Source organism: Corynebacterium sp. ACRPS (genome assembly GCF_022346005.1).
Taxonomy (GTDB): domain Bacteria; phylum Actinomycetota; class Actinomycetes; order Mycobacteriales; family Mycobacteriaceae; genus Corynebacterium.
In genome coordinates this window covers 46,440-70,933 of sequence record NZ_JAKRMY010000003.1, presented here as the reverse complement: position 1 = coordinate 70,933, position 24,494 = coordinate 46,440, and the positions used below count along the sequence as shown (strand labels likewise).

Genomic DNA, 24,494 nt, shown 5'->3' with positions numbered 1-24,494 from the left:
GATGGCACGAACCCATGGCCGCGGTGGCGCGGGCATCCGCAAGACGAATAAGAAGGGCGCTACCAAAGGCTCCGGCGGGCAGCGTCGCAAGGGCCTAGAAGGCAAGGGACCCACCCCGAAGGCCGAGGACCGCGTCTACCACGCCAAGCACAAGGCGAAGCTGGAGCGCGAGCGCCGCAACTCTGGGCGCCACCAGAAAGAAACCGCAGAGATGGTGGTGGGCCGCAACCCGGTCATCGAGTGTTTGCACGCCAAGGTGCCGGCCACCACGCTCTACATCGCTGCCGGAACGCGCAACGATAAGCGGCTTTCTGAGGCCGTGTCCATGTGCAATACCCGCAATATCCCCATCATCGAGGTCCAGCGCCACGAGATGGACCGCATGACGGGAAATGGCATGCACCAGGGCATCGGCTTGCAGATACCGCCATATAAGTACGCAGCGGTGGAGGATTTGATTGCCAACGCCGCCGAGAACCCGCGCCCCGGCATGTTCGTCATCCTGGATAACATCACCGACCCGCGCAACCTGGGCGCCGTCATCCGTTCCGTGGCCGCTTTCGGCGGCGATGGCGTGATCATTCCAGAGCGCCGTTCGGCTTCTGTCACCGCGGTGGCGTGGCGCACCTCGGCTGGCACCGCTGCCCGTTTGCCGGTCGCCCGCGCAACGAATATCACCCGCACCGTGAAGGAATTCCAGAAAAACGGCTACCAGGTCGTCGGCCTCGATGCCGGTGGCGATCACACGCTGGATACCTATGAAGGCGGCACGGATCCCGTCGTCATCGTCATCGGCTCCGAGGGCAAGGGCATTTCGCGTTTGGTCAGCGAGACCTGCGACGTCCTCATGTCCATCCCCATGACCGGGTGGGTTGAGTCCCTCAACGCCTCCGTCGCTGCGGGTTCGGTGCTATCCGAGTTCGCACGCCAACGCCGCGCCGCCGAAAAATAACCCATTTCCGCTGCGCCAGCTCGCCGCGACGGATAAGCGCCATCCACGTTCGGTGCTGGCAAAGTCGAGCGCACAGAATCGCCTCCTCAGCCGCCGGTGCGGTTGTCGGCGCAGCTAGTGTCAAAGGCGCGCTGGGTCTTTGCGAGGCACAACCTTCTCAGTGCGAATCGTTGTGGCACACAACAATTTAACCATTATCTGCCCAGGGTGGCAGCCACCGGATGGTTCCGTCGACCCGGGCTAAGTGCCCGCGCAGGGGCGGGGCATTGGGATCATCGTCGTTCACGCCATTGTGGTACGGACAGGCGATGGTCAAGTTTCCCGGGTTAGTTTCGCCGCCATTTTTCCAGGCATTGAGGTGGTGAACCTGGCATTCATCGGCGGGGTAGCGGCACTCCGGCCACGGGCAGACCGGGTTTTCGGCCGCTGCCATCAGGCGTTGCTTTGCAGAAGCAAAGCGCGAGGTGCGGTAGAGGTTGACCGGACCTTCCACTGGGTGGATGAGCGTGACGTAGCCGTGCTCAGTAAATACCCGTCGCACCAGCTCGGCGCCGGTCATCGTGGCGCCATTGGTCAGCTGGACCACGATATCGCCCTGGGAGTCGGCGCTATGGGCAGAGCCAGGACCAGAGTCAGCGCTGACGTTGGAGTTTGAACCAGCAGTGGAGCCGGAGCCGAAATCGACGATGCGATCGAGCTCGTCGAGGCGAAGCACGACATTGGTCGTCACGCTGGGGCGGGCGGCGGCCTCGCCGTGGAAGATATTCTGCACAGAAGCAAGCGGGGCATCTTTATTAATCGCGGCGTGCATATCGGCGATATCGGCGGACGGGCCGGTAATGGACATGGTCCAGGGGCCGTCGGCGCGGCGATAAATCTTCACGCCGGGCTGGCGCTTGACGGGCCCCTTGAGCTCCTTGACGCGGGCGCGGCCCCGCTTATCAATATCCGAGACCTTCCCCTTCATCCCACACAATTCGCGCCGCAGCGCCCAGGCATCGCGCTTCTTCTTCAGCTTGGCGGCGTGGCGCTCGATGGTGAGCAGGGCCGTCAGGCTGTGCCCGTTGGCGCGGCTGGCGGCGATGGATTCGCGCTGCTGGCGGCGGAAGGCGGTGGTGCCGAAGTAGGTCTCGGCAAGCGTGAGCAGTCGGGTGGCGGTGGTATCGGGGCACCCGGCCGCAATCAGCGCGTGCAGCGAGAGGCCGTGGCAGTCGGCGATGATATCCATGCCGGGTGCCAGGCCCTTGAGAAATGTCTGCAGCGCGTTCATGCCCCAGAGACTAAGAAGCCCCGCAAGCCCGCGCTAGCCGATGCCCCACCTCCCTGTGGACAACTACCCTTAAGCGTCACCTAAGCCGAAAAATTCGCGGACTTTATCCACAGCATTGAAGGAATCCGTATTTGGTCCTATGCTCGCCGGCGTTTCTTTGCTAGAGGGAATCACGTGCCCGAGGCCCTCCATGGTCCAGAGCTCCACGGGGTAGTCGCCGTCGTAGTAGGTGGAGGTTATCCCGGGTATGGGCTGGGTTTCGCGGGGCGGGCGGCAGCCATTGGCCAGCGCGAAGTGCTCCGCGGTGGCGGGGGCAGAAAGCACGCACCCGTGGGTTTGCTGCCCATCGATGCCGGCAAGCCCGCCATCATAGGGCGCAATCAGATCTTCGGTGCCGTGGATAAACAGCAGCGGGGTAGGCCGGTAGTCATCGGGGTGGGTGGGCGCGTGGTTGGAACCTTCGCCCAGCGTGGAGGCGAAGACGCAGGCGCCGGTGAGGGTAAAGGGGGCATCGTAAAGCAGGCGCAGCACCATTTGCCCGCCATTGGAATAGCCGGCGGCGAAGGTGCGCGCGGTGGAGTACTCGCGCTGCATGGTCTCGATGAGGAAGGTGCTAAAGGCAACGTCATCCACCCCGAGCTCGCGGGCGCGGACCGGCAGGTTGGCGCGGGTGTCGTTGAAATGGTGGTCGATGCCATCGGGGTAGACGATGAGGGTATTGGTGGCATCGGCAAGCGCGTCCACCGTGCCGTTGGTAAAGCGGCGAATAACGTTGGCGGACTGGTGGGAGCCGTGGAAAAACAGCAGCAGATCCGGCTGGGGTCCGAGGTTCTCGGGCTCGATGACGATGAAGCGGCGGGTGTGGCCAGCCACATCCGCGGTGCGGCGATGAATATGCATGCCCGCCGAGTTTAGTCGGCGTGGTGGGCCTCTGCGGCGGTGCGGTTATCGGCGTGGAAATGCTTGGCCGCTACCTCATCGCGGATGGCGCGCTTGCCCTGCCGCCAGCCGATGAACCGGCACACCAGGTAGATCACAAAGGAAATGGTGGTCACGAAGACGGAAACCGGCAGGCCTGGGGCGAGGGAGAGGATGAAACCGCCCACGGCGGAGACCTCGGCGAAGATGGTGGACCACAGCACCGCGCGCAGGGGCGAGGAGGTGATCTGTACCGCCGCCGCGCCGGGGGTGATAAGCAGCGCCATGACGAGCAGCGAGCCGACGATTTGCACCGACTGCGCTGCGGCGAGGCCGACGAGGACGGCGAAGGCGACGGAGATGGCGCGGGTGGGCACGCCGGCGGCGCGGGCCATATCAGGATCGGCGGAGGCAAAGAGCATGGGCCGCCAGAGGAAGCCGACGGCGGCGACGATGATGACCGTGGTGGCGGCTAGCAGCCATACCGAGGCGGAGGATACGCCGACGATTTGGCCGGTCAGAAGCGTCATCGCCGTATTGGAATTGCCGGGGTAGAGGTGTAAAAACAGCACCGAGAGGCCCAGGCCAAAGCTCATGACCACGCCGATGGCGCTGTCTTGTTGGCCCTTAAAGCCCAGCATGGCCAGGATGATGGCGGCGACGATGGCGCCGGCGACCGCACCGAAGCCCAGGTTGAGGCCGAAGAGCAGCGCCGCGGAGGCGCCCATGAGCGCCAGCTCAGAGGTGGCGTGGACGGAAAAGGACATCTGGCGCAGCACGATGAGCGAGGTCATCACGCCAGACAAGATGCCCAGCAGCGCGGAGGCGATGAGCGAGGACTGCACGAAGTCCACGCTGAGCAGGTATTGGGTATCTTCCCAGTAATTAGACAACGATGAGCCTCCCGTCGACGTTTAAGACATTGACCTTGGAACCGTACAGCTCTGAAAGCACCTCGGAGCGCATGACCTCATCGACTGGGCCGAAGGTGTGGCCATTGGGCGCGATGTAGAGGACCTTATCCGTCACCCCGAGCACGGGGTTGATGCCGTGGGTGACAAAGACGATGGACGTCCCGCGCTCGCGGCGCAGCGAGTCCAGCTTGTTGACCGTGGCGTTTTGCCGGGCGGGGTCGAGAGAGAGCAGGGGCTCATCGGCAAGAATGAGGTCCGGGTCATTGGCCAGGGCTTGGGCCTGGCGGATGAGCTGCTGCTGGCCGCCGGATAGCTGGCCGACGCGCCGGTCCCGCAGCCCCGTGGCCCCCACCTCTTCCAAAAGCTCGTCCACCCGTCCACGGGGTGGGTGCCGGTGGCGGAATACCCCGTGCGCCACGGAGAGCGACACGAGGTCGCGGGCGCGCAGGGGAAGGTCAGCGGGGAACATGCGCTGCTGGGGGATGAACCCGACCCGGCAGTTGACGTCGACGCGGCCGCTGGTCAGCGTGCGGGTGCCGAGGATGGTGCCCAGCAGGGTGGACTTGCCCACGCCATTGGGGCCTAAAACGGCGATAAACTCGCCGCGGTCCACGGCGAGATTAAGCTGCGACCACAGTGGGTCTACTGCGGCCTCATGGAATTCAACGAGCACTAGTGCTTCCCCAGCTTGCTCGTGACTTCGTCGTAGTATTCCCAGAACTTCTTGCCATCCGGCGGGGTTTCGCCGATTTCTACGATATCGACGTCGTCGTCCTCTGCGGCGGACTTGATGCGGCCGGCGGTATCGGTTTCGGTCTGGGGGTTGAAGATGAGGAGATCGACCTCGCCATCGTCGATGGCCTTGATGAAGGCGGCGACATCGGCAGTAGCGGGCTCGCCCTCGGAGATGGTGGCCTTGCGGTAGCCCTCGGGGGTGACGTCCTTGCCGTCGGTGTACTTCATGAGGTAATCGGCGATGGGCTCGGTTTGGGCGTAATTCAGGCCATCGGGAAGCTCCTTGAGCTTATCGCGCAGCTGGTCCACGTGGGAGTCGATCTTCTCGGTAGTGGCACCGGCGTCGGAGTACTTCTCGTTGATCTGGTCCGCGATGGATCCGGCGACCTCCTCCAGGGCGGCGGGGTCGTACCAGATGTGCTCGTTGCCCTCGATATTAGTGACCTTGTCCGGGTCATCCTTGGCGGTGGCCTTCGCGGCATCGATGGTCATGACATCGGGGTCCTCGTCCAGCTTGCCGTGGTCCGTCAGCGGCAGGGCGGAAATGATGTTGTCCTGATCGGAGACGGCCTGGTAGATCCAGGCGTCGTAGCCGCCGCCGTTGACCACGAGCATGTCGGCGTCGTTGGCCTTGGCTACATCGGCCGCGGTGGGCTCGAAGTGGTGGGGGTCGGTGTCATTGCCCTCCACGATGGGCTCGACCTCGATGTCGATGCCGGAGGCGGTATCGGCCACGGCCTGGGCAACATCGGCCCAGATGGAGGTAGAGGCGACGATGGAAATCTTCTTATCACCGGAGTCGCCGGAACCAGAGTCGGTTCCGGATCCAGAATCGGAATCTGTAGAGCATGCGGCGGTAAATAGGAGGCCACTTGCTGCGAGTAGGGCTGTTGTTGCGCGTAATGACGTGTGCATACCCTCCAGTGTGCGTTTGCTGGCAATCGTTGTCAATTGAACATGCACTGAAAATCGGGCGGTGGGGTGCAGGGTAAGGTAACAGGCATGGTTAAACGCAGCCCCACCCGGAAGACATTGGCCTCCCTCGCCGCGGAGTTGGGCGTTTCGCGCACAACCGTATCCAATGCCTATAGCCGCCCTGACCAGCTCTCCTCGGCGACGAGGCAGCGCATTTTGGCGGCGGCCAAGGCGCGCGGTTACCCGGGGCCCGATCCCACGGCGCGCAGCCTGCGTACCCGCCGCGCCGGGTCGGTGGGAGTGCTGCTGACCGAGCACCTGTCCTATGCCTTCGAAGACATGGCGTCGGTGGATTTCTTGGCGGGCATGGCGGAGGCATCGGCAGGCGCTCAGACTACGCTGACGCTGATTCCCGCCGGCCCAGAAGGCGAGGCGGAGGCGACCAGCCTGGTGGGTTCGGCCGCGGTCGATGGCTTCGTGGTCTATTCGGTCGCCGCGGGCGATGCCTACCTCGCGGCCGCGCGGGGCCGGGGCCTGCCGCTGGTGGTCTGCGATCAGCCCACCGATGCGGGGCTGCCGTTCGTGGGCATTGATGATCGCGCGGCGATTGCCCCGGCGGCGCGTGCGCTTATCGATGCCGGGCATCGCCACATCGGCATCCTCGCCATCCGCCTGCGCCTGCAGCGCCACGACGGCCCGATTTCCTGGCAGGAAGTCCAGGATGCGGAGATGCACGTGCAGCGCTCGCGGGTGATGGGCGCGCTCGACGTCTTCGCCGAGGCGGGCATCGCGCCCGAGTCCGTGCCCGTGGTCACGCAGCACATTAACGATGCCCACACCACCCGCGCCGCCGCCGAGCTCCTGCTCGAGGCGCACCCGGAGCTTACGGCCGTGCTGTGCACGACCGACTCCATGGCGCTCGGCGTGCTGGCCTATGCCCGCGAGCGCGGGCTGAGCGTGCCAGAAGATTTATCCGTGACCGGCTTTGACGGCATCGATGCGGCGCAGCGCCTCGACCTGGCTACCGTTATCCAGCCCAATAAGGCGAAGGGCGCCGCGGCCGGCCACATGCTGGAAAAGCTCATCGCTAGCGCGACAAGTGATTCTGCCGGTGCAGGCAGCGCGAAGGTCGGCGCCGAAGAAGCGGAGGAGGTGCCGCGGCGGGTGTTGCAGACGCGGTTCGCGCCGGGTAAGTCGGTTATTGCACCGCGGCCGCGCGGGCGGTAGCCAGCTCGGTGAGGAAGTGGGCGACGGCGTCGACATCGGCAAGCTGCACGGCGGCGATGGAGTCGCCCTCGCCCACCTTGACGCCCACGTCTGGCGGCTGGTGGAGGGCGCGGAAGCCGTGCTCATCGGTGACGTCATCGCCCAAGAAGACCATGGCGGTGGCGCCGGTGCGCTCGCGAAGGGCCTCCAGCCACGTGCCCTTGGTGGCGGTGGTGGCAGAAAACTCGATCACGGACTTGCCGGCGGTGCGCGGGAAACCGGCGGTATCTAGCGCCAGACCCGCCTCATAGGCGGCCGCGGCCTGCTCCGGGTTGCCCAGCTCGAGCGAGCGCAGGTGCAGCACGCGCTGGAAGGGCTTGACCTCCAGCTCTGCGCCGGGGAAGCGGTCTACGATGCCGCGGATTTCTTCCTCCTTGCGCGCAAGGTGCTCGCGCATGGCGGGGGTGAGCTCGGTCTGCTGCCAGGAGGACTCGGCGCCGTGGGAGCCACCGAAGAGGACGGGCTCGCGCAGGGGACACACGCGCTGCAGACCCTCGAGGTGGCGCCCAGACAGCACCGCGGCCGTGGTGCGCGGCAGGTGGGCCAAGTGGTTGAGGGCGCGGGCGGCATCGGCGTTGATTTCCACGTCATAAATGTCGGCGGCAATCGGGGCCAGCGTACCGTCAAAATCAGAAACCACGGCGAGCTCTTCTGCCGCGGCCAAGGCCTTAATGGTGGTAGAAAGCGTCATGGCATCCCATGCTACGCGCCGGAGACCAGCTTGATGGAGGGCGAATCTACCTCATCGGTATCGAGCTCCAGGATGAGCTGGTTATTGCTATTTACGGTGTAGATAAAATCATTATCCGAGGTAATGAGGTTGCGCAGCAGGTTATCGGCCCACACGGAACTGCCTTCGCAGTCCTCATCGGTGTCGTCGTATTTGACCTCATCGAAGTGCAGCTTGTTGCCATCGCGAATATTCTCGCGCTCGTCATCGGTGGTGTAGGTCAGCCGGGCCGCAAGGCGGGTGCAGCCGGTGGTGCCCACCAAGGTGGATTCGCCGAAGCTAAATTCCGGCGCGTGAGGAATCGACTCTGGGATGGTGGATGCTGCATCCGGCGCGGTGTTGATGGAGACGACCTGCCACTGCTTGTCCACGATCCGGTCATCACCCGCGGGCCGTGGGGCATCGTCCTCGGAACCGCAGGCGGCAAGCAGGGTGACGGCACCCAGCGCGGCCACGGTGACAGCATGCTTGCCGACGCCTCTGTGCACAGCGGGTGTACCCGCACCGGCCGCTCCGGCCGTGCGTACGCGGGGGAGGGAAAGAGGCATTAGGAGTCCTTTCCGTGTGAGTCGGGAGCTTGCGAGGCGGATTCGGTCCGAACGGCGCGCAGGCAGCCCAAAAAGGACTGCGACCACAGCTGCACATCGTGGCTTATGACCTGATCGTGCATGGTGAGCATGCGCTGGGTCATGGTGGAGGGGGCATCGGAAAGCGCCCGCACTGCGTTAAGCAAGGCGCGCTTGACGGACTCGATATCGAAGGGGTTGCACAGGTAGGCCTCATCCAGCTCCGCGGCGGCGCCGGCGAATTCCGAGAGCACTAGGGCGCCAGAACCGTCGTCGTGGCAGGCCACGAACTCCTTGGCTACGAGGTTCATGCCGTCCTTAAAGGGGGTGACCAGCATGATATCGGCCATGCGGTAATAGCAGCGCAGCACATCCTTGGGCACACCGCGGTGCTGGTAGTGCACCACGGGGTGGCCCATGCGGGAAAAGCGGCCATTGATGCGGCCGACGGCCTCTTCCACCTGGGAGCGGGTGGCCTTGTAGTGGTCGAGGCGCTCACGCGAGGGCGTGGCCAGCTGCACCAAGGTGACCTCCTCCGGATCCAGGGCGCCGGTTTCCAAGAGCTCCTCGAAGGCGGTCAGGCGCTGCAGGATGCCCTTGGTGTAATCGAGGCGATCCACGCCCAAAATGATGCGCTTGGGGCTGCCCAAATCCTTGCGCAATTGGGCCACGCGGCGTTTATCCTCGTCGCTAAACTGGCCGAAATCCTGCGCGGCGATGGAAATGGGGAACGCGCCCACGCCCACGGTGCGGCCACCGGGGAGGCGGATATGGGCGGTGACATCGCGGGTGGTGGCCTCGCCACGCACCTCGAGGCCCTGGCGGCGGGCCAATTCCAAGAAATTGCGGGCATTGGCCTCCAAGTGGAAGCCGATCAGGTCTGCCCCCAAGATGCCGCGCACCGTTTCCTCCCGCCAAGGCAGCTGCCGGAAAAGATCGGGGGAGGGGAACGGGATGTGCAGGAAGAACCCAATGGTGAGATCGGGGCGCATTTGCCGCAGGATGCCCGGTAATAATTGCAGCTGATAGTCCTGCACCCAGACCGTCGCGCCTTCTGCGGCCACGTGGGCTACCTCGTCCGCGAAGCGGAGGTTGACCTCGCGGTAGGCATCCCACCAGTCGCGGTCATAGGTCGGGGTGACGATGAGATCGTGGTAGAGCGGCCACAGCGTGGCATTGGAAAAGCCCTCGTAAAAGGCCTCAAAATCGGACTCGCTAAGCCTGACCGGGTGCAATAACACCCCGGCCTCGGTGCGGAAGGGCTCGGGCGCGGCATCGGCGACGCCGGGCCACCCCACCCAGCAGCCCTGGTGCGCTTCCAGCACCGGTGAGAGCGCGGTGACCAGACCGCCAGGCGAGGGCGTCCACTCCTGACTGCCATCGGCCGCGGTAGTTAAATCTACCGGCAGGCGGTTTGCCACTACTACGAAGTCATTGCCGCGCTCACTCATAGTCCAAGACTAGCTTAAGACTTCTTGGTCGACTTCTTTGTTGCTTTCTTTGTCGACTTCTTGGTGGACTTTTTGGCCGCTTTGGTGGTCTTCTTCGTCGACTTTTTAGTGGACTTCTTCGATGCCTTGGACGTCGACTTCTTGGTGGCCTTCTTCGTGGATTTCTTCGGCGCGGCATCGGCTTGTTCCGCCAGCACCTTCTTGTGCACCAAGCCCTTGGGCTCGACACCCAGCATGGACATCAAGGTCACGCCATCCAAGAAATCTTGGGAGTAGGTGGCCACCACGCGGCGGGCGGCGCGGGCGGTTTCCTCTGCCAGGGCAATATCTTGTTCTTCCTGTGGGTGCGTGTCTTGGACCTTGGGTGGCACGGCGAGTCCTCCTGAATGTTGGGAAAGCTATCAGGCTAAATATTGTACGCTACCGGCGGCGTTTAGGGCTCCTCGGGTTCCTCCCCGTCGGGCTTGGTGTGATCGGATTCCTCCGGCGCGGGTGATTTCTGGCCGGGCACCGTATAGGTGGTGCGCTCAGTTTCTTGCGGCTGGGCCGGCCACTGGGAATCTGCCGGCCACAAATCTTCCGCCGGAGTGGTCCCCGGCGCGTGCTGCTGAGCTTGCGCGTGTTGCGGTGGCTTTGGCCCCAGCGTGGGCGGCAATTCGGGGCGGTTGACGCGTGGGGCAAAGGGGGACATCGGCACACGCGGGATGCGCGGGGCCTTGCGAGCCAGGTGAGTTGCCTTGTGGAAGGAGAACCGGCCGATGCGCTTGAAAGCGGAGTACGGGCGGAAGTACTTCGGGCGGCGCAGGCGGCGCGCGACGCGCTCGCCAAAAACGACGCCGGCTGCTAGCGCGCCGGAGATGGCCAGCGCGGTAGCCAGGTTGGTAAAGCCGGTAATCATCTGCTCGTTGATGGAGGCATACATGCCGCGGTACAGCATGAGGCCCGGCAGCATGGGCGTATAGCCCACGATCATCGTAATGAGCGGCGGGATGCCCCACCGGCGCGACATCAAACCGCCGGCTAGGCCCACCACGATGGCGGATAGGCCCGAGGCAATCACCGGGCCGACGCCGAAGGGCACGACCACGAAGTAGTAGAAGACCATACCGGCGGCCGCCGTGAGGCCTGAGAGGGTAATTTCTATCCAATTAGCCCCGCAGGCCAGCGCGAAGGCGGCCGAACCCGTGCCGCCGAGCAGCACCAAGAGGGGAATCTTGTGATAGACCGGCGGCGCCAAGGTACCCATTGGGGGCAGGTCAAAGCCCATGGCGGAGGCCAGCTGGATGCCCACACCCACGCCGGCGATGATCGCGCCCGTTGATAACAGCGCGGAGAAAAAACGCGCGGAAGAGGTTACGGGGGAGCGGGTGATGCCATCGACAAGCGATTGCACCAACGTCAGCCCCGCCACCAGCACGATGATTCCGGACGCAATAATCTGCGCCGGCGACATGCTAATGCCAAAGGCGGCGGCTACGTTATACAAAATCGCGGCTGGGAAGACGGCCAAGAAGCCGCCGACGACGTTTTGATAAAAGGGCGGCAGGCGGTAATTGGCCAACCAATCATTAAGCCCCATAATCAGCGCGGAAACCACGAAGGCAACGAGGCCGACGAGGAGATCGCCGCCGAGCATCATGGAAATCAGGCCACCCATGCCGCCCCAGCCAAGCATCACCGTGGACGGCTTATAGGGCGCTGGCATGCGGTCGATGTCATCCAGGCGCTTTTCCGCCATGGCGGGCGGCACCCTACCGGAGTGGATATCGCGGATGAGGCGGTCTACTTCCGAAAGCTTGGAAAAGTTCACGCCCACATCCGGCACCACGCGAAAGACGTGGAGGTTCTGGCGTTTATCGCCCGTGCCAATCGCGGTGTGGATGGTGATGGTATTCATCAAAATATCCACGTGGCAGTAGTGCAGGCCATACGACGACGCCGCCAGGTGGACCTGCGCGCGGGCATCCGAGTTGGCGGATCCTGCGCTAATGAGCAGCTCGCCGATGCGCGCGGCAATCTCCATCACGCCCGTGACCTGGGCGGCATCGGTCAGATCGACCGGGGCGAGTGGCGATGGTGGGGGTGCGGCTTTGGCCGCGTCAATGATGGCGACTTGGCCTGCAGATGCGCGCAGGCGCTCCCGCATAGCGGACAGTAGTGACACGAAAATAACCCTCGAAAAAGCGGTGGGACACTAGTAATAATTTCAGCCTGAACTCTAACCCTTGTGGGGCGCAAATGCATACAAGGGGGACCAGCTTTCCACTTGGGCGAGGTCCTCGGGTACCATGCAACGAGCGGAAGAAATTCCGCGGTGCTGGAGTGGCGCAATTGGTAGCGCAACGCACTTGTAATGCGTAGGTTGCGAGTTCAAGTCTCGTCTCCAGCTCAAAAAACTACCCCCTAGCTGCACAAACAGTTAGGGGGTAAAAGTTTACAAGTTAGCTAGGTGGCTATTTATCGGCTACTTTGTGCAAACAGCGCCCCAGACTTCGGGTTACCGCGGAAACACCAGGCGGTAAGCACCGCGAAGATGAAGGTGGTGCAGGCAAGCCCGCCGACGGTGAGGAAGTACGCGGAGTCATACGCCGCCGCGGCGGTGTCGTGCGTGGCGGGCGATAGGAGGGCATCGGTGCCTTGCGGGGCGAGGGCATCGGGAAGCTTGTGCGTCATCAGTAGTGGCACGAGGGAGCCGGTAATGGCGATGGAGAGCAGCGTGCCGAACTCGTAGGACACGGCTTCCACACCAGAGGCCATGCCTGCCCGGTGGGAGGGGGCGGCATTAATGATGGCGGTAGAAGATACGGACATCGAGGAGCCAGCGCCTAAGCCGGTGAGGATGAGGCCGGTAATAAATACCGCGAGGTTATCGGCGCGGTCGGCCCAGATGATGCCCAGCATGCCGATGCCCATGCTCAAGAAACCGCCGCTGATGATGGGCAAAAAGCCCACGCGGTGCAAGACGCTGCCGCCCACAATGGCGGTGGGGATGGCCGCAACCGCCATGGCGGAGATGAAAAGGCCGGCGTCGAGGGGCGAGAGGGCATCGACAAGCTGCAGCTTTTGGGTGGTAAGTAATTCAAGCCCCGTAAGGCCAAACATGGCGCCACCGGCGGTGAGCACGCCGCCGGTAAAGGTGGGCGAGTAGAAGATGTCAAAGGTCAAAAGCGGATCATTTAGTCGGGTTTGCCGGTGGGAAAAAGCTGCGGCGCCGAGCAAGAAGGTGGCAATGGAGCAGACCAGCAGCGCGACATTGATCTGGGTGGCCGCAGCCGTCTTAATGGCCAGGACCAGGCTGGACAGGGTGATAAGCGCGTAGAACGAGGATGGAAAATCCCAGTGCTTGTGCGGGTTCGGTAGGTTGGGCGGGCCAAGGAGGAAGGTGAGGATGATGGCGAGGGCCACGATGGGTACGTTGATCAAAAAGACCGAGCCCCACCAGAAATGCTCTAAGAGGAATCCGCCCACGGTGGGTCCGGCGGCAGCGCCTACGACGGCGACAGAACTCCAGATACCGATGGCTTTATTGCGCTCTACCTCATTGGGAAAGGTCAGGCGGATAAGCGCCAGGGTGGAAGGCAGCATGATGGCAGCGCCCAGACCTAATAGGGCGCGGCCGGCGATGAGCAGCCAGGCATTGGGCGAATAAGCCGCCACGAGGGAGGCGGTGCCGAAGGTGGCCAGGCCAATAAGGAACATCAGGCGGTGGCCAATGCGATCGCCTAATGTGCCGGTACCGAGGAGCAAGCCCGATAGAACCAGCGTATAGGCATTGATGATCCACAATTGCTGCATGTCAGTGGCGTGCAGCTGCTGCGTTAGCTGAGGCAGTGCCGTATAAAGGATGGAATTATCCAGGCCCACCATGAGCAGCCCCAAGGACACCACGGCAAAGAAGGACCACCGCTGTGCTGGGGTGGAGGGCGCCGCGGCCGCGCGGTGCGGGGGCTTAGTGGCAGTATCAGGTGACTCGATGCTCATCGCTAGAAACCGTAGCGAATCAGTGTGTGATAATTCAGATTAGTATTGCCTTCCTCACAGATAGGCCGGTGGTGTGAGTATGCAGGAATTGCTGGACTTTCCTGCACGTTTAGTAGCACAGTGGTACTAGAACAGTTAAAGAGTTAAGGATGATGTTTAATGGCACGCAATTACGCAGAACAACTTGTTGAGACGCTAGAAAAGCAGGGCGTCGAGCACATTTATGGCCTCGTGGGAGACTCCCTCAACCCGATCGTGGACGCGGTGCGCCGCTCCTCCATCGAGTGGATCCACGTGCGCAATGAGGAAGCAGCGGCCTTTGCCGCCGAGGCGGACTCGCTGACCACCGGCAAGCTGGCCGTTTGCGCGGCCTCCTGTGGCCCGGGCAATACCCACCTCATCCAGGGCCTTTATGACGCCAACCGCAATGGCGCCAAGGTGCTGGCCCTGGCATCGCACATTCCTTCCCGCCAGATTGGCTCCCACTTCTTCCAGGAAACCCACCCGGAGCAGATCTTCCAGGAGTGCTCCGGCTACTGCGAAATGGTCATGTCCGGCGACCAGGGCGGGGTAGTACTCCACCACGCCATCCAGTCCACCATGGCCGGCAATGGCGTCTCCGTGCTGGTTATCCCTGGCGACGTTTCTACCGAAGAGGTGGACGATGACACCTTCGTAGAATCCAAGATCTCCACCGGCCGCCCCGTGGTCTACCCGGACCCGGCCGAGGCCGCAGCGCTGACCCAGGCCATCAATGAGGCCGAGTCCGTCGCGTTCTTCGTGGGTGCCGGCGCGAAAAATGCCCGCGAGCAGGTGCTGCAGCTGGCAGAAAAGGTCAAGGCCCCCATTGGCCACGCGCTCGGCGGCAAGATGTACATCCAGTACGATAACCCGTTTGACGTGGGCATGTCTGGATTGCTCGGCTACGGCGCCGCGCACGAGGCCACCCACGAGGCGGACCTGCTGATCCTCTTGGGCACGGACTTCCCGTATAACGACTTCCTGCCTAAGGGCAACGTGGCGCAGGTCGATATCAACGGCTCCCACATCGGCCGCCGCACGAAGATCTCCTACCCCGTGACCGGCGACGTTGCCGCCACCATCGAGAACATCCTGCCGCACGTGGAGGAGAAGAAGGACCGCTCCTTCTTGGATAAGATGCTGAAGAAGCACTACGACAAGCTGGAGCACGTCGTGGAAGCCTATACCTCCAACGTGGAAAAGCACACCCCGATCCACCCTGAGTACATCGCGGATCTCATTGACCAAGAGGCCGACGATGACGCCATCTTCACCGTCGATACGGGCATGTGCAACGTCTGGGGCGCGCGCTACATCACCCCGAATGGCAAGCGCGAGCAGATCGGTTCCTTCCGCCACGGCACCATGGCAAACGCCCTACCGCAGGCCATCGGCGCGCAGCAGGCTAATCCTGGCCGCCAGGTCATTACTTTCTCTGGCGACGGCGGGCTTTCAATGCTCATGGGCGAGCTGCTGACGGTCAAGCTGCACCAGCTGCCGGTCAAGATGTTCGTATTCAATAACTCCTCGCTGGGCATGGTCAAGCTGGAGATGCTGGTGGGCGGCATCCCGGAGCACGAGACCGACCACGAGTCCGTGGACTTTTCCAAGATCGCAGAAGCCGCCGGCATCAAGACCTTCCGCATCGAGGATCCGAAGCAGGCTCCGAAGCAGATCAAGAAGGCCTTGGCTTATAACGGCCCTGCGCTTATCGATGTCGTCACCGACCCCAACGCCCTGTCCCTGCCACCGACGCTGACCTTCGACCAGCTCCTGGGCTTCTCCAAGGCCGCTACCCGCACCGTCTTCGGCGGCGGCGTGGGCTCCATGCTGTCCATGGCCAAGTCCAACCTGCGCAATATCCCACGCCCGCAGGACTTCTAAGCTATAACTGCCAAATAGCGCGCTAGCCACGCTTCCTTTTTCTTACCGCGGATTCCGTTCCACGGTTGGGAAGGGGAAGCGTGACTTTTTGCTTTCACAGGTTTCAGTCAGAAACTTATCAGTAGGCTAGAAACTGGGTTTGCCATGATGGTTTAGTGAAGCTTGCACGCACGCAGGTGTGCAGATGACAGGAAGTAATAGGAGCTACAGGACGCATGGAAGACAATAAACTTGCCAAAGTCCTCGTCGTTGATGACGAGCCGAATATCGTGGAGCTTTTGACGGTATCGTTGAAGTTCCAAAATTTTGAGGTCTACAGCGCCAACTCGGGCAATGAGGCCCTGCGCGTGGCCCGCGAGGTTAACCCGGATGCCTACATTTTGGACGTCATGATGCCAGGTATGGACGGCTTTGAGCTCTTGGGCAAGCTGCGCCAGGAAGGCCTGGATGGCCCAGTGCTGTACCTGACCGCCAAGGACGGCGTGGATCAGCGCATTCACGGCCTGACCATCGGCGCAGATGATTACGTCACCAAACCCTTTAGCCTCGAAGAGGTCATCACCCGCCTGCGCGTGATCATGCGCCGCGGCGGTGCCGCCGAGGAGTCTTCTAATGACGCCACCATGAGCTATGCCGATCTGACCTTGAATGACGATACCCACGAGGTCACCAAGGGCGGCGAGCTCATCGAGCTTTCTCCCACGGAATTCAACCTCCTGCGCTACCTCATGCAAAACAAGGAAGTGGTGCTCTCCAAGTCCAAGATCCTGGACAACGTCTGGCACTATGACTTCGGCGGCGATGGCAACGTCGTGGAATCCTATATTTCTTACCTGCGCCGCAAGATCGATACCGGCGATACGCAGCTTATCCACACCGTGCGCGGCGTTGGCTATGTGCTGCGCACCCCGCGGTCCTAAACTGACGTTTTATAATGGCAGATTCACAGGAGAACCCCGCTGCGGGCAGGACCGCGCAGTCCCAGCCCCAGCAGCCGCAGCAGCCGCCAAAGAAGTGGCATGAGCAGCTGGATCAGCTGCCACAGCAGGGGCAGGGAAAGAAAAAGAAGCGCTCCAAGCGCGACTACATCAAGCAGATTCCGCAGGCGATGCCCCTGCGCACCTGGCTTGTGGTTCTCCTCGTGGTCATCTCCGGCCTCGGGTTGACGGGTTCGTCCTTTGCCGTGAACTCGATCATGCGCAACGTGCTGTATAACAACGTCGATAGCGAACTGCGCTCAGCGTCGTCTTCCTGGGCACGCGATGTGGGCAATGACTTCTTTTTAGGTGATCACACCAAGCGCCCGCCCACGGAATACGTGGTGCTCAATTACCTTCCGGATGGCACGATTCGCTATTCCGGTCCCACGTCCACCACCCCGGACGTGGAGGGCGTTCCCTTGGGCGGGTACCCCACGACGGTGGGCTCGATTGAAAATAACACCAAGTGGCGCGCGCTGGCCTTTGCGGATTCCAATGGCGTTATCACCGTCATTGCCAAGGACATGACCCATGAAAAGGAGATCCTGCATGGCCTTGCCATGGTGCAGGTATCCATTGCAGCGATTGCCTTGGCAGCCATGGCCGGCGTGGGCTTCTGGTTCATCCGCAGGGCGTTGCGGCCGCTGCGGGTGGTGGAATCGACGGCATCGGAAATCGCGGCCGGTGATTTGGACAAGCGCGTGCCTGAATGGCCGCTGCATACGGAGGTTGGCCAATTGGCCGCCGCGCTCAATATCATGCTGGGCCACCTGCAGCGCTCGGTCGTTACGGCGCAGGAAAAAGAGGAACAGATGCGCCGCTTTGTCGGCGATGCCTCCCACGAACTGCGCACCCCGCTGACCAGCCTGCGCGGTTACACGGAGCTCTACCGCTCTGGGGCGACAAACGATGTCGATCTGGTCTTTTCCAAGATCGATAAGGAATCCAAGCGCATGTCGTTGCTGGTAGAGGATCTGCTTGCGCTTACCCGCGCGGAAGGAACGCGTCTAGACCTGCGGCCGGTGGACCTTCTGGAGCTTTCCCTTTCGGTGGGATCGTCCGCGCGCGCTGCCTTCCCCGAGCGCGAGGTCAAGGTGGTCAATAATGCGCAGTCCATCCCCGTGGTCAATGGCGATGCAGACCGCCTCCACCAAGTTCTGCTCAACTTGATTACCAATGGGCTGCGCCACGGCGGCGAGGATGCCACGGTCACCCTGCAGTTGCGCCGCGACAACAAGGACATCCTCGTGGATGTCATCGATGACGGCAAGGGAATGTCGTCCGAGGACGCCGCCCACATCTTCGAGCGCTTCTACCGCGCGGATTCCTCGCGCACGCGCGATACCGGCGGATCCGGTTTGGGCCTTGCCATCGTGCATTCCTTGGTGGAACAGCACGGCGGCAGCATCAGCGTGGACTCCAAGCTGGGCCAGGGCACCACCTTTACGGTGCGCCTGCCCGCGCTGGAGGAACCAGAGGATTAGTCCTCGCGGTAGCCATCCTCGTTGGTGCCTAGGTGCTGGCGGATGCGCGCGGCCGCCTCATCCATGGCGGCATCGTCGGTGTCCTCGGCGGCATAGGCCTTGGAAAAGTCGTACTCTTCCATCTTCTCGGTGGGGAAGAGGTGGATGTGGGTGTGCGGCACATCGAAGCCGGCGATGACGTAACCGGTGCGCGGGGTGTCGTACGCGTTCTTGATGGCCTCACCGATTTCCAGGGCCACCTCGTTCAGGTGCGCCCAGGTCTGCGGATCCAGGTCGGTCCACTTATCCACTTCCTCTACGGGCACGACCAGGGTGTGGCCGTAGCGCAGCGGCTCGATGGAGAGAAATGCCACGCAGGTCTTATCGCGGTAGACAAAGCGGGCGGGTAGGTCACCAGTGATGATTTTGCTAAATACAGAAGCCATAGCTGCCAGGCTACCCCCAGCTATGATGGTGGGCATGCGCATTCTCGTAATTGGTTCGGGCGGCCGTGAACACGCCCTCGTGAAAGGACTGCACGCTGATCCACAGGCTACGGAGATCCACGTCGCGCCCGGCAGCGCGGCCATGGAACCGCTGGCTACCCTGCACCCGGAATACTCCCAGGTAGATGATCCAGAACGCATGGTGGAACTGGCTCGTGAGATCAATGCTGAGCTCGTGGTCATCGGCCCTGAGGTGCCGTTGGTCGCAGGCGTGGCGGATGCGCTGCGCGCAGCAGGCATCGCCGTCTTTGGGCCGAATAAGGACGCGGCCCAAATTGAAGGCTCCAAGGCCTTTGCCAAGGAAGTCATGGAAGCCGCTGGGGTCAAGACGGCCCGCGCGGAGCAGCTGCGCCCAGGCGCTAGCGATACCGATATTGAGGCCGCGCTGGATAATTTTGGCCCGCAGTTCGTGGTCAAAGATGATGGGCTGGCAGGCGGCAAGGGCGTGGTAGTCACCGGCGAGCGCGCCGCCGCCCGCGCGCATGTAGATGCGGTCTTAGGCGCCGGCAATCCGGTGCTCTTGGAATCTTTCCTGGACGGGCCTGAGGTATCGCTATTTTGCCTTGTCGATGGCGAGACCGTCGTGCCGCTCTTGCCCGCTCAGGACCACAAGCGCGCCTACGATAATGACGAGGGCCCCAATACCGGCGGCATGGGCGCGTACACACCGCTGCCGTGGCTGGGCAAGGACGACGTGCAGCGCATCGTCGACGAGGTATGTACCCCGGTTGCCAAGGAAATGGTGCGCCGCGGCACCCCCTATTCCGGCCTGCTCTATGCCGGGCTAGCTTGGGGCGACGAGGGCCCAGCGGTGGTGGAATTTAACTGTCGCTTTGGTGACCCAGAAACCCAAGCGGTGCTCTCGCTCCTACAGTCCCCGCTGGCGCAAGCGCTCAACGCCACCGCCACCGGCACCCTGGCAGAACTTGCGCCGCTGCAGTGGGAAGACGGCTTTGCCATCACCGTGGTCATGGCGGCAGAGGGCTACCCAGCCTCGCCCCGCAACGGCGATGCCATCACGGGCGAGGGCCTCGAGGATCCAGAGCGCGTGCTGCACGCCGGCACGAAACGCTCCAATGGGGTATTCCAAAGCAATGGTGGCCGCGTGCTCAACGTGCTGGGCAAGGGCGACACGCTAGATGCCGCGCGCGAGAATGCCTACGCCACCGTCCAGGGCATTGAATTTGCGGGAGGGTTTGTCCGTGGGGACATCGGCAAGCGTGCGGCAGCCGGTGAAATTTCTATCTAGCAAGTAGCCACGGGGGAGGGCAGGCATGGAATAATAAGCCACGTGGCTGAGAAGAAGAATATCCCCAACGTCCTGTCCTCCCGTTATGCTTCTGCGGAGCTTGCCAATATTTGGAGCGCGGAGCATAAAATCATCCTCGAGCGCAAGCTATGGATCGCCGTGATGCACGCCCAGAAGAACCTGGGCGTGGACATCCCCGCCAAGGCCATTAGCGCGTATGAAGCCGTTATCGAGGACGTAAACCTCGAATCCATTGCTGAGCGCGAGCGCGTCACCCGCCACGATGTGAAGGCCCGCATCGAAGAATTCAATGCGTTGGCCGGCTACGAGCACATCCACAAGGGCATGACCAGCCGCGATCTCACCGAGAACGTGGAGCAGCTGCAGATCCACACCTCGCTGGAAATCATCCGGGATAAGGCCATCGCCGTGGTCTCGCGCATCGGCCGCCACGCCGCCGAGTACCAATCCCTGGTCATGGCCGGGCGCTCGCACAACGTGGCCGCGCAGGCCACCACGCTGGGCAAGCGCTTTGCCACCGCCGGCGATGAAATGCTGCTGGCCATCGAGCGCGTGGAAGACCTGCTGTCGCACTACCCGCTGCGCGGCATCAAGGGCCCCATGGGTACCTCGCAGGACATGCTGGATCTCATGGGCGGTTCCGAGGATAAGCTCGCCTCCCTAGAGACCAATATTGCGGATTACCTAGGCTTCCGCCGCATCTTCAACTCCGTGGGCCAGGTGTACCCGCGTTCGCTGGATTTCGATGCCATCTCCTGCCTCGTCTCCCTGGGCACCGCCCCGGCATCGCTTGCCACCACCATCCGCCTGATGGCTGGCAACGAGACCGTCACCGAGGGCTTCAAGGAAGGCCAGGTGGGCTCGTCCGCCATGCCGCATAAGATGAACGCCCGCTCCTGCGAGCGCGTGACCGGCCTGCAGGTCATCCTGCGTGGCTACCTCACCATGGCCGCAGACCTCGCCGGCAGCCAGTGGAACGAGGGCGATGTCTCCTGCTCGGTGGTGCGACGCGTGGCGCTTCCCGATGCCTTCTTTGCCATCGACGGCCAATTCGAAACCTTCCTTACCGTGCTCGATGAATTCGGAGCCTTCCCCGCCATGATCGACCGCGAGCTGGAGCGCTACCTGCCCTTCCTCGCCACCACCCGCATCCTCATGGCGGCGGTGCGCGCCGGGGTGGGCCGCGAGACCGCCCACGAGGTTATCAAGGAAAACGCCGTGGCCGTGGCCCTGAACATGCGCGAAAACGGCGGCAACCAGGACTTGGTCCAGCGCCTTGCAGCGGACGACCGCCTGCCCATGGACGAGGCTGAGCTCGAAAGGGTCCTCGAGGATAAGCACGCCTTCATCGGCGCCGCCGAATCCCAAGTCTCCCAGGTCTTGAACCGCATCAAGGCCCTCGTGGGCGAGCACCCGAAGGCCGCCGCTTATACTCCGGGCGAAATCCTTTAGCGCTGTGCGCGGGCTTACGTTCCCGCGCACGCCCGCGCGTTATGATGAAGACCATGCGTCCTGAGCTTTCTTCTTATACCCATGTAGCCTCCGGTAAAGTCCGCGATATTTACGATGTGGATGACACTACCCTGCTGATGGTGGTCTCTGACCGCATCTCCGCCTACGACTTTGCCTTGGAACCGGCCATCCCGGACAAGGGCCGGGTTCTCACGGCCACCTCGAAGTTCTTCTTTGATGCCATTGACTTTCCCAACCACCTCGCGGGACCGCTTGATGATGAGCGCATTCCGGAAGAATGCTTGGGTCGCGCCATGGTGGTCAAGAAGCTAGACATGTTGCCCTTTGAGTGCGTGGCGCGCGGTTTCCTTACCGGTTCCGGCTTGAAGGAATACCAGGCTGACGGCACCGTGTGCGGCATCGAGCTGCCCGCCGGCTTGGTGGAGGCCTCCCGCTTGCCCGAGCCCATTTTCACTCCGGCCACCAAGGCTGAGCAGGGCGATCACGATGAGAACGTCTCTTTCGAACACGTGGCAGATAAGCTCGGCCGCGAGCGCTCCGAGGAACTGCGCGCGGCCACCTTGCGTATTTATGCCAAGGCCGCCCAATTGGCGGAGGAGAAGGGAATTATCTTGGCCGATACCAAATTCGAGTTCGGCCTCGATGCGGATGGCACGCTCGTGCTTGCCGATGAAGTCCTCACCCCCGATTCCTCCCGCTACTGGCCCGCAGATTCCTACGTGGAAGGCGAGGTCCAGCCCTCCTTTGATAAGCAGTACGTGCGCGATTGGCTGACTTCTGATGCCTCCGGCTGGGATAAGTCCTCTGAGACCACCCCGCCCGCGCTTCCCGATGACGTCGTTTCCGCCACCCGCCTGCGCTATATCGAGGCCTACGAAAAGCTATCGGGTGAGCGCTTCGCGGACTTCCTTGCGCCGCGTTCCTAGCCGCCCAGGCCGGTCTAGGCCGGATAGGGCAACCGCGTGTTAGCTGGTTGCCCGCGGCTGTTGCACGCCGCTGGGGAACCGCCGGTGACGCGTACAGTGGTAGGGCATGAGTGATGAAAAGACGACCGCACCGGTAGCCCCAGTCCACCCCGTAAAGCGCGAATTTCACGGCCGCGAATTCGTGGATAATTACGAGTGGCTACGCGATAAGCAATCGCAGGAAACCCTGGATTACCTCAATGCCGAAAACGATTACACGGCGGCGCATACCGGGCACTTGGATGCGATGACGGAGAATATCTTCCAAGAGATTAAATCCCGCATTAAACAAACCGATATGTCCGTGCCAGCCCGCCGCGGTAAGTACTGGTACTACGGCCGCTCCGAGGAGGGCAAGAACTACGGCTATTCCTGCCGCATCCCGGTAGAAGAAGGCAGCGATCCCTGGACCGCACCGGTGATTCCGGAAGAAGGAAGCCCAGAAGACGAAGAAATTATCTTGGACGCCAATGCCCTGGCAGAGGGAAAGGACTTCTTCGCCCTTGGTGCGGCCTCCATCTCAGATTCCGGCCGCTACTTGGCCTATTCCGTGGACTTCGCTGGCGATGAGCGCTTTGAACTGTCCATTAAGGACCTCGATACCGGAGAGCTGCTGGACGATCACCTCACCGGCATTTTCTACGGCGCTACCTGGGCAGGCGACGGCTATATCTTTTACTCCACGGTGGATGATGCCTGGCGCCCGGATGCGGTGTGGCGCCATAAGGTAGGCACCGAGCAATCCGCGGATGTGCGCGTCTTCCATGAGGAGGATGAGCACTTTAACGTGGGCATCGGCAGTGCCCGCTCCGATAAATACCTCTTCATTGGGGTGGGTTCGAAGATTACCTCGGAAGCCTGGGTGCTAGATACGGACAACCCAGAAGGCGAATTCCGCCCGCTGTGGACGCGCGAGACCGGCGTTGACTACGACGTAGACCATGCCGTGGTGGGCGGCGAAGACTACTGGATTGTCACCCACAATGCCACCGGCCCGAACTTCGCGGTGGGCTATGCCAAGGTCGATGAGGATCTTCCCGCCCTGCGCGAACTGCCGGAGCTTTTGGCACACGATGACACCACCCGAATCGAGGGCGTGGACACCTACCGCGACCACATGGTGGTGGGCTACCGCCGCGGTGGCATCGGCCGCGCCGCCATCATGCGCGTTGGCGATGACTTCGGGGAATTCGAAGAACTCAACTTCAACGAGGAACTCTTTACCGTCGCCGTGGACGGTAACCCGGAATGGGACGCGCCGGTAGTCCGCGTGAACTACGTGTCCTATATCCAGCCCGCGCAGCTTTTTGATTACCGCGTGGATACCGGCGAGTACACGCTGCTAAAGGAACAGGAAGTCCCCGGCGGCTATGTTCCGGATGATTACGTGGCCTACCGCATCTGGTCGACCGCCAGCGATGGCACCAAGATCCCAGTCTCCGTGGTGCACCGTTCTGACTTGGACCGCACCAAACCCAATCCGACGCTGCTGTATGGCTACGGCTCCTACGAGGCCAGCATGGACCCGTACTTCTCCGCGACCCGGCTATCGCTCATGGACCGCGGCATGATTTATGCGGTTGCCCACGTGCGCGGCGGCGGCGAGATGGGCCGTCAGTGGTACGACGACGGCAAGATGCTGCAGAAGAAAAACACCTTCACCGATTTCATCGCTGTGGCTGATGACCTCATCGAGCGCCGCGTGACCACCCCGGACCAAATGGTGGCCGAAGGTGGATCCGCCGGGGGCATGCTCATGGGCGCCGTGGCGAATATGGCACCTGACCGCTTTACCGCTATCCAAGCCGTGGTCCCCTTCGTGGACCCGCTGACCTCGATGCTCATGCCAGAGCTTCCCCTTACCGTTCCCGAGTGGGAAGAGTGGGGCGATCCGTACCACGATCCGGAATACTACGACTACATGAAGTCCTACTCTCCCTACGAGAATGTTGAGGCCAAGGACTATCCGGACATCTTGGCTATCACCTCGCTGAATGATACCCGCGTGTTGTATGTGGAACCGGCGAAGTGGATTGCGCAGCTGCGCGCTACCGCCACCGGCGGCGAGTTCCTGCTCAAGACGGAAATGGCCGCCGGGCATGGTGGCGTATCCGGCCGCTACGATAAGTGGCGCCAAAACGCCTTCGAATACGCCTGGACCATCAATAAGGCCACCGGACTTACGGAGTAACCGCGCAGCACAGTCACGCGCTGGCCGGCACCCTGGCCTGCGT

21 protein-coding genes and 1 tRNA gene are annotated in these 24,494 nt (G+C 62.4%); 10 read left to right on the top strand and 12 right to left on the bottom strand.

All coding sequences use genetic code 11. The annotated features are described in order from the left end of the window. Position 1 precedes the first annotated feature (1 nt). Positions 2-952: a 23S rRNA (guanosine(2251)-2'-O)-methyltransferase RlmB gene (gene rlmB / locus MHX65_RS02595; protein WP_237792359.1), complete on the top strand. Its 951-nt coding sequence runs from the start codon at positions 2-4 to the stop codon at positions 950-952. 187 nt (positions 953-1,139) lie between these two features. Here the strand turns inward: rlmB and MHX65_RS02590 are convergent, their stop codons facing one another. From MHX65_RS02590 to MHX65_RS02570, 5 genes are all read right to left on the bottom strand, one after another. Then, positions 1,140-2,222 carry an HNH endonuclease signature motif containing protein gene (locus MHX65_RS02590; RefSeq protein ID WP_239268401.1) on the bottom strand — a complete coding sequence of 361 codons (1,083 nt, stop codon included), beginning with the start codon at positions 2,220-2,222 and terminating at the stop codon, positions 1,140-1,142. A 69-nt stretch (positions 2,223-2,291) separates the two neighbouring features. Then, on the bottom strand, positions 2,292-3,122 hold the full coding sequence (locus MHX65_RS02585; RefSeq protein ID WP_239268399.1) for an alpha/beta hydrolase family esterase: 831 nt from the start codon (positions 3,120-3,122) through the stop codon (positions 2,292-2,294). 11 nt (positions 3,123-3,133) lie between these two features. Then, complete coding sequence (locus MHX65_RS02580; protein ID WP_239268397.1) at positions 3,134-4,033, bottom strand: metal ABC transporter permease; 900 nt, start codon at positions 4,031-4,033, stop codon at positions 3,134-3,136. Next, the gene (locus MHX65_RS02575; RefSeq protein WP_239268395.1) at positions 4,026-4,727 is read right to left on the bottom strand and encodes a metal ABC transporter ATP-binding protein; all 702 of its coding nucleotides are present in this window, start codon (positions 4,725-4,727) and stop codon (positions 4,026-4,028) included. Before MHX65_RS02575 ends, MHX65_RS02580 begins: the two co-directional genes overlap by 8 nt. Next, positions 4,727-5,752 carry a metal ABC transporter solute-binding protein, Zn/Mn family gene (locus tag MHX65_RS02570; RefSeq protein WP_370657779.1) on the bottom strand — a complete coding sequence of 342 codons (1,026 nt, stop codon included), beginning with the start codon at positions 5,750-5,752 and terminating at the stop codon, positions 4,727-4,729. Before MHX65_RS02570 ends, MHX65_RS02575 begins: the two co-directional genes overlap by 1 nt. Before the next feature lie 39 nt (positions 5,753-5,791). Between MHX65_RS02570 and MHX65_RS02565 the strand changes: the two genes are divergently transcribed. Further along, entirely contained in the window at positions 5,792-6,931 is a 1,140-nt protein-coding gene (locus tag MHX65_RS02565) for a LacI family DNA-binding transcriptional regulator (protein ID WP_239268390.1), read from the top strand. Here the strand turns inward: MHX65_RS02565 and otsB are convergent. The 5 genes from otsB to thrE form a co-directional block, all read right to left on the bottom strand. After that, entirely contained in the window at positions 6,903-7,661 is a 759-nt protein-coding gene (gene otsB, locus MHX65_RS02560) for a trehalose-phosphatase (RefSeq protein WP_239268387.1), read from the bottom strand. The two genes, MHX65_RS02565 and otsB, sit on opposite strands and share 29 nt — an antisense overlap. Before the next feature lie 11 nt (positions 7,662-7,672). Next, entirely contained in the window at positions 7,673-8,248 is a 576-nt protein-coding gene (locus MHX65_RS02555; RefSeq protein ID WP_239268385.1) for a hypothetical protein, read from the bottom strand. Then, complete coding sequence (locus MHX65_RS02550) at positions 8,248-9,717, bottom strand: alpha,alpha-trehalose-phosphate synthase (UDP-forming) (protein ID WP_239268382.1); 1,470 nt, start codon at positions 9,715-9,717, stop codon at positions 8,248-8,250. The genes MHX65_RS02555 and MHX65_RS02550 overlap by 1 nt, the downstream gene beginning before the upstream one ends. Positions 9,718-9,731: 14 nt before the next feature. Continuing rightward, on the bottom strand, positions 9,732-10,088 hold the full coding sequence (locus MHX65_RS02545) for a hypothetical protein (RefSeq protein WP_239268380.1): 357 nt from the start codon (positions 10,086-10,088) through the stop codon (positions 9,732-9,734). Between the two features lie 62 nt (positions 10,089-10,150). Then, positions 10,151-11,881, bottom strand: a complete 1,731-nt coding sequence (gene thrE / locus MHX65_RS02540) for a threonine/serine exporter ThrE (RefSeq protein ID WP_239268378.1) — start codon at positions 11,879-11,881, stop codon at positions 10,151-10,153. A 152-nt stretch (positions 11,882-12,033) separates the two neighbouring features. On the opposite strand from thrE, the gene MHX65_RS02535 reads away from it, so the two are divergent. After that, positions 12,034-12,106, top strand: a tRNA-Thr gene (locus MHX65_RS02535). A 68-nt stretch (positions 12,107-12,174) separates the two neighbouring features. On the opposite strand, the gene MHX65_RS02530 is transcribed toward MHX65_RS02535, so the two are convergent. After that, positions 12,175-13,698 (bottom strand): MFS transporter, encoded by a 1,524-nt coding sequence (locus MHX65_RS02530; RefSeq protein ID WP_239268375.1) that lies wholly within the window; start codon positions 13,696-13,698, stop codon positions 12,175-12,177. Between the two features lie 159 nt (positions 13,699-13,857). Between MHX65_RS02530 and MHX65_RS02525 the strand changes: the two genes are divergently transcribed. The 3 genes from MHX65_RS02525 (at position 13,858) to MHX65_RS02515 (ending at position 18,067) form a co-directional block, all read left to right on the top strand. Further along, positions 13,858-15,603, top strand: coding sequence for a pyruvate dehydrogenase (locus tag MHX65_RS02525; RefSeq protein ID WP_023029543.1), 1,746 nt, complete (start codon positions 13,858-13,860; stop codon positions 15,601-15,603). A gap of 215 nt (positions 15,604-15,818) precedes the next feature. Then, positions 15,819-16,523 (top strand): response regulator transcription factor, encoded by a 705-nt coding sequence (locus tag MHX65_RS02520; protein ID WP_005279568.1) that lies wholly within the window; start codon positions 15,819-15,821, stop codon positions 16,521-16,523. A 14-nt stretch (positions 16,524-16,537) separates the two neighbouring features. Further along, complete coding sequence (locus MHX65_RS02515; RefSeq protein WP_023023874.1) at positions 16,538-18,067, top strand: sensor histidine kinase; 1,530 nt, start codon at positions 16,538-16,540, stop codon at positions 18,065-18,067. Here MHX65_RS02515 and MHX65_RS02510 read toward each other — a convergent pair. Continuing rightward, positions 18,064-18,492: an HIT family protein gene (locus MHX65_RS02510; RefSeq protein WP_023023872.1), complete on the bottom strand. Its 429-nt coding sequence runs from the start codon at positions 18,490-18,492 to the stop codon at positions 18,064-18,066. The two genes, MHX65_RS02515 and MHX65_RS02510, sit on opposite strands and share 4 nt — an antisense overlap. A gap of 34 nt (positions 18,493-18,526) precedes the next feature. Between MHX65_RS02510 and purD the strand changes: the two genes are divergently transcribed. The 4 genes from purD (at position 18,527) to MHX65_RS02490 (ending at position 24,451) form a co-directional block, all read left to right on the top strand. Then, complete coding sequence (gene purD / locus MHX65_RS02505; RefSeq protein WP_239268373.1) at positions 18,527-19,801, top strand: phosphoribosylamine--glycine ligase; 1,275 nt, start codon at positions 18,527-18,529, stop codon at positions 19,799-19,801. Between the two features lie 33 nt (positions 19,802-19,834). Beyond that, entirely contained in the window at positions 19,835-21,274 is a 1,440-nt protein-coding gene (purB, locus tag MHX65_RS02500) for an adenylosuccinate lyase (protein ID WP_198010518.1), read from the top strand. Between the two features lie 53 nt (positions 21,275-21,327). Continuing rightward, entirely contained in the window at positions 21,328-22,221 is an 894-nt protein-coding gene (locus tag MHX65_RS02495; RefSeq protein WP_198010514.1) for a phosphoribosylaminoimidazolesuccinocarboxamide synthase, read from the top strand. 106 nt (positions 22,222-22,327) lie between these two features. Next, on the top strand, positions 22,328-24,451 hold the full coding sequence (locus MHX65_RS02490) for a S9 family peptidase (protein ID WP_239268371.1): 2,124 nt from the start codon (positions 22,328-22,330) through the stop codon (positions 24,449-24,451). The last annotated feature ends 43 nt before the right edge of the window (positions 24,452-24,494 follow it).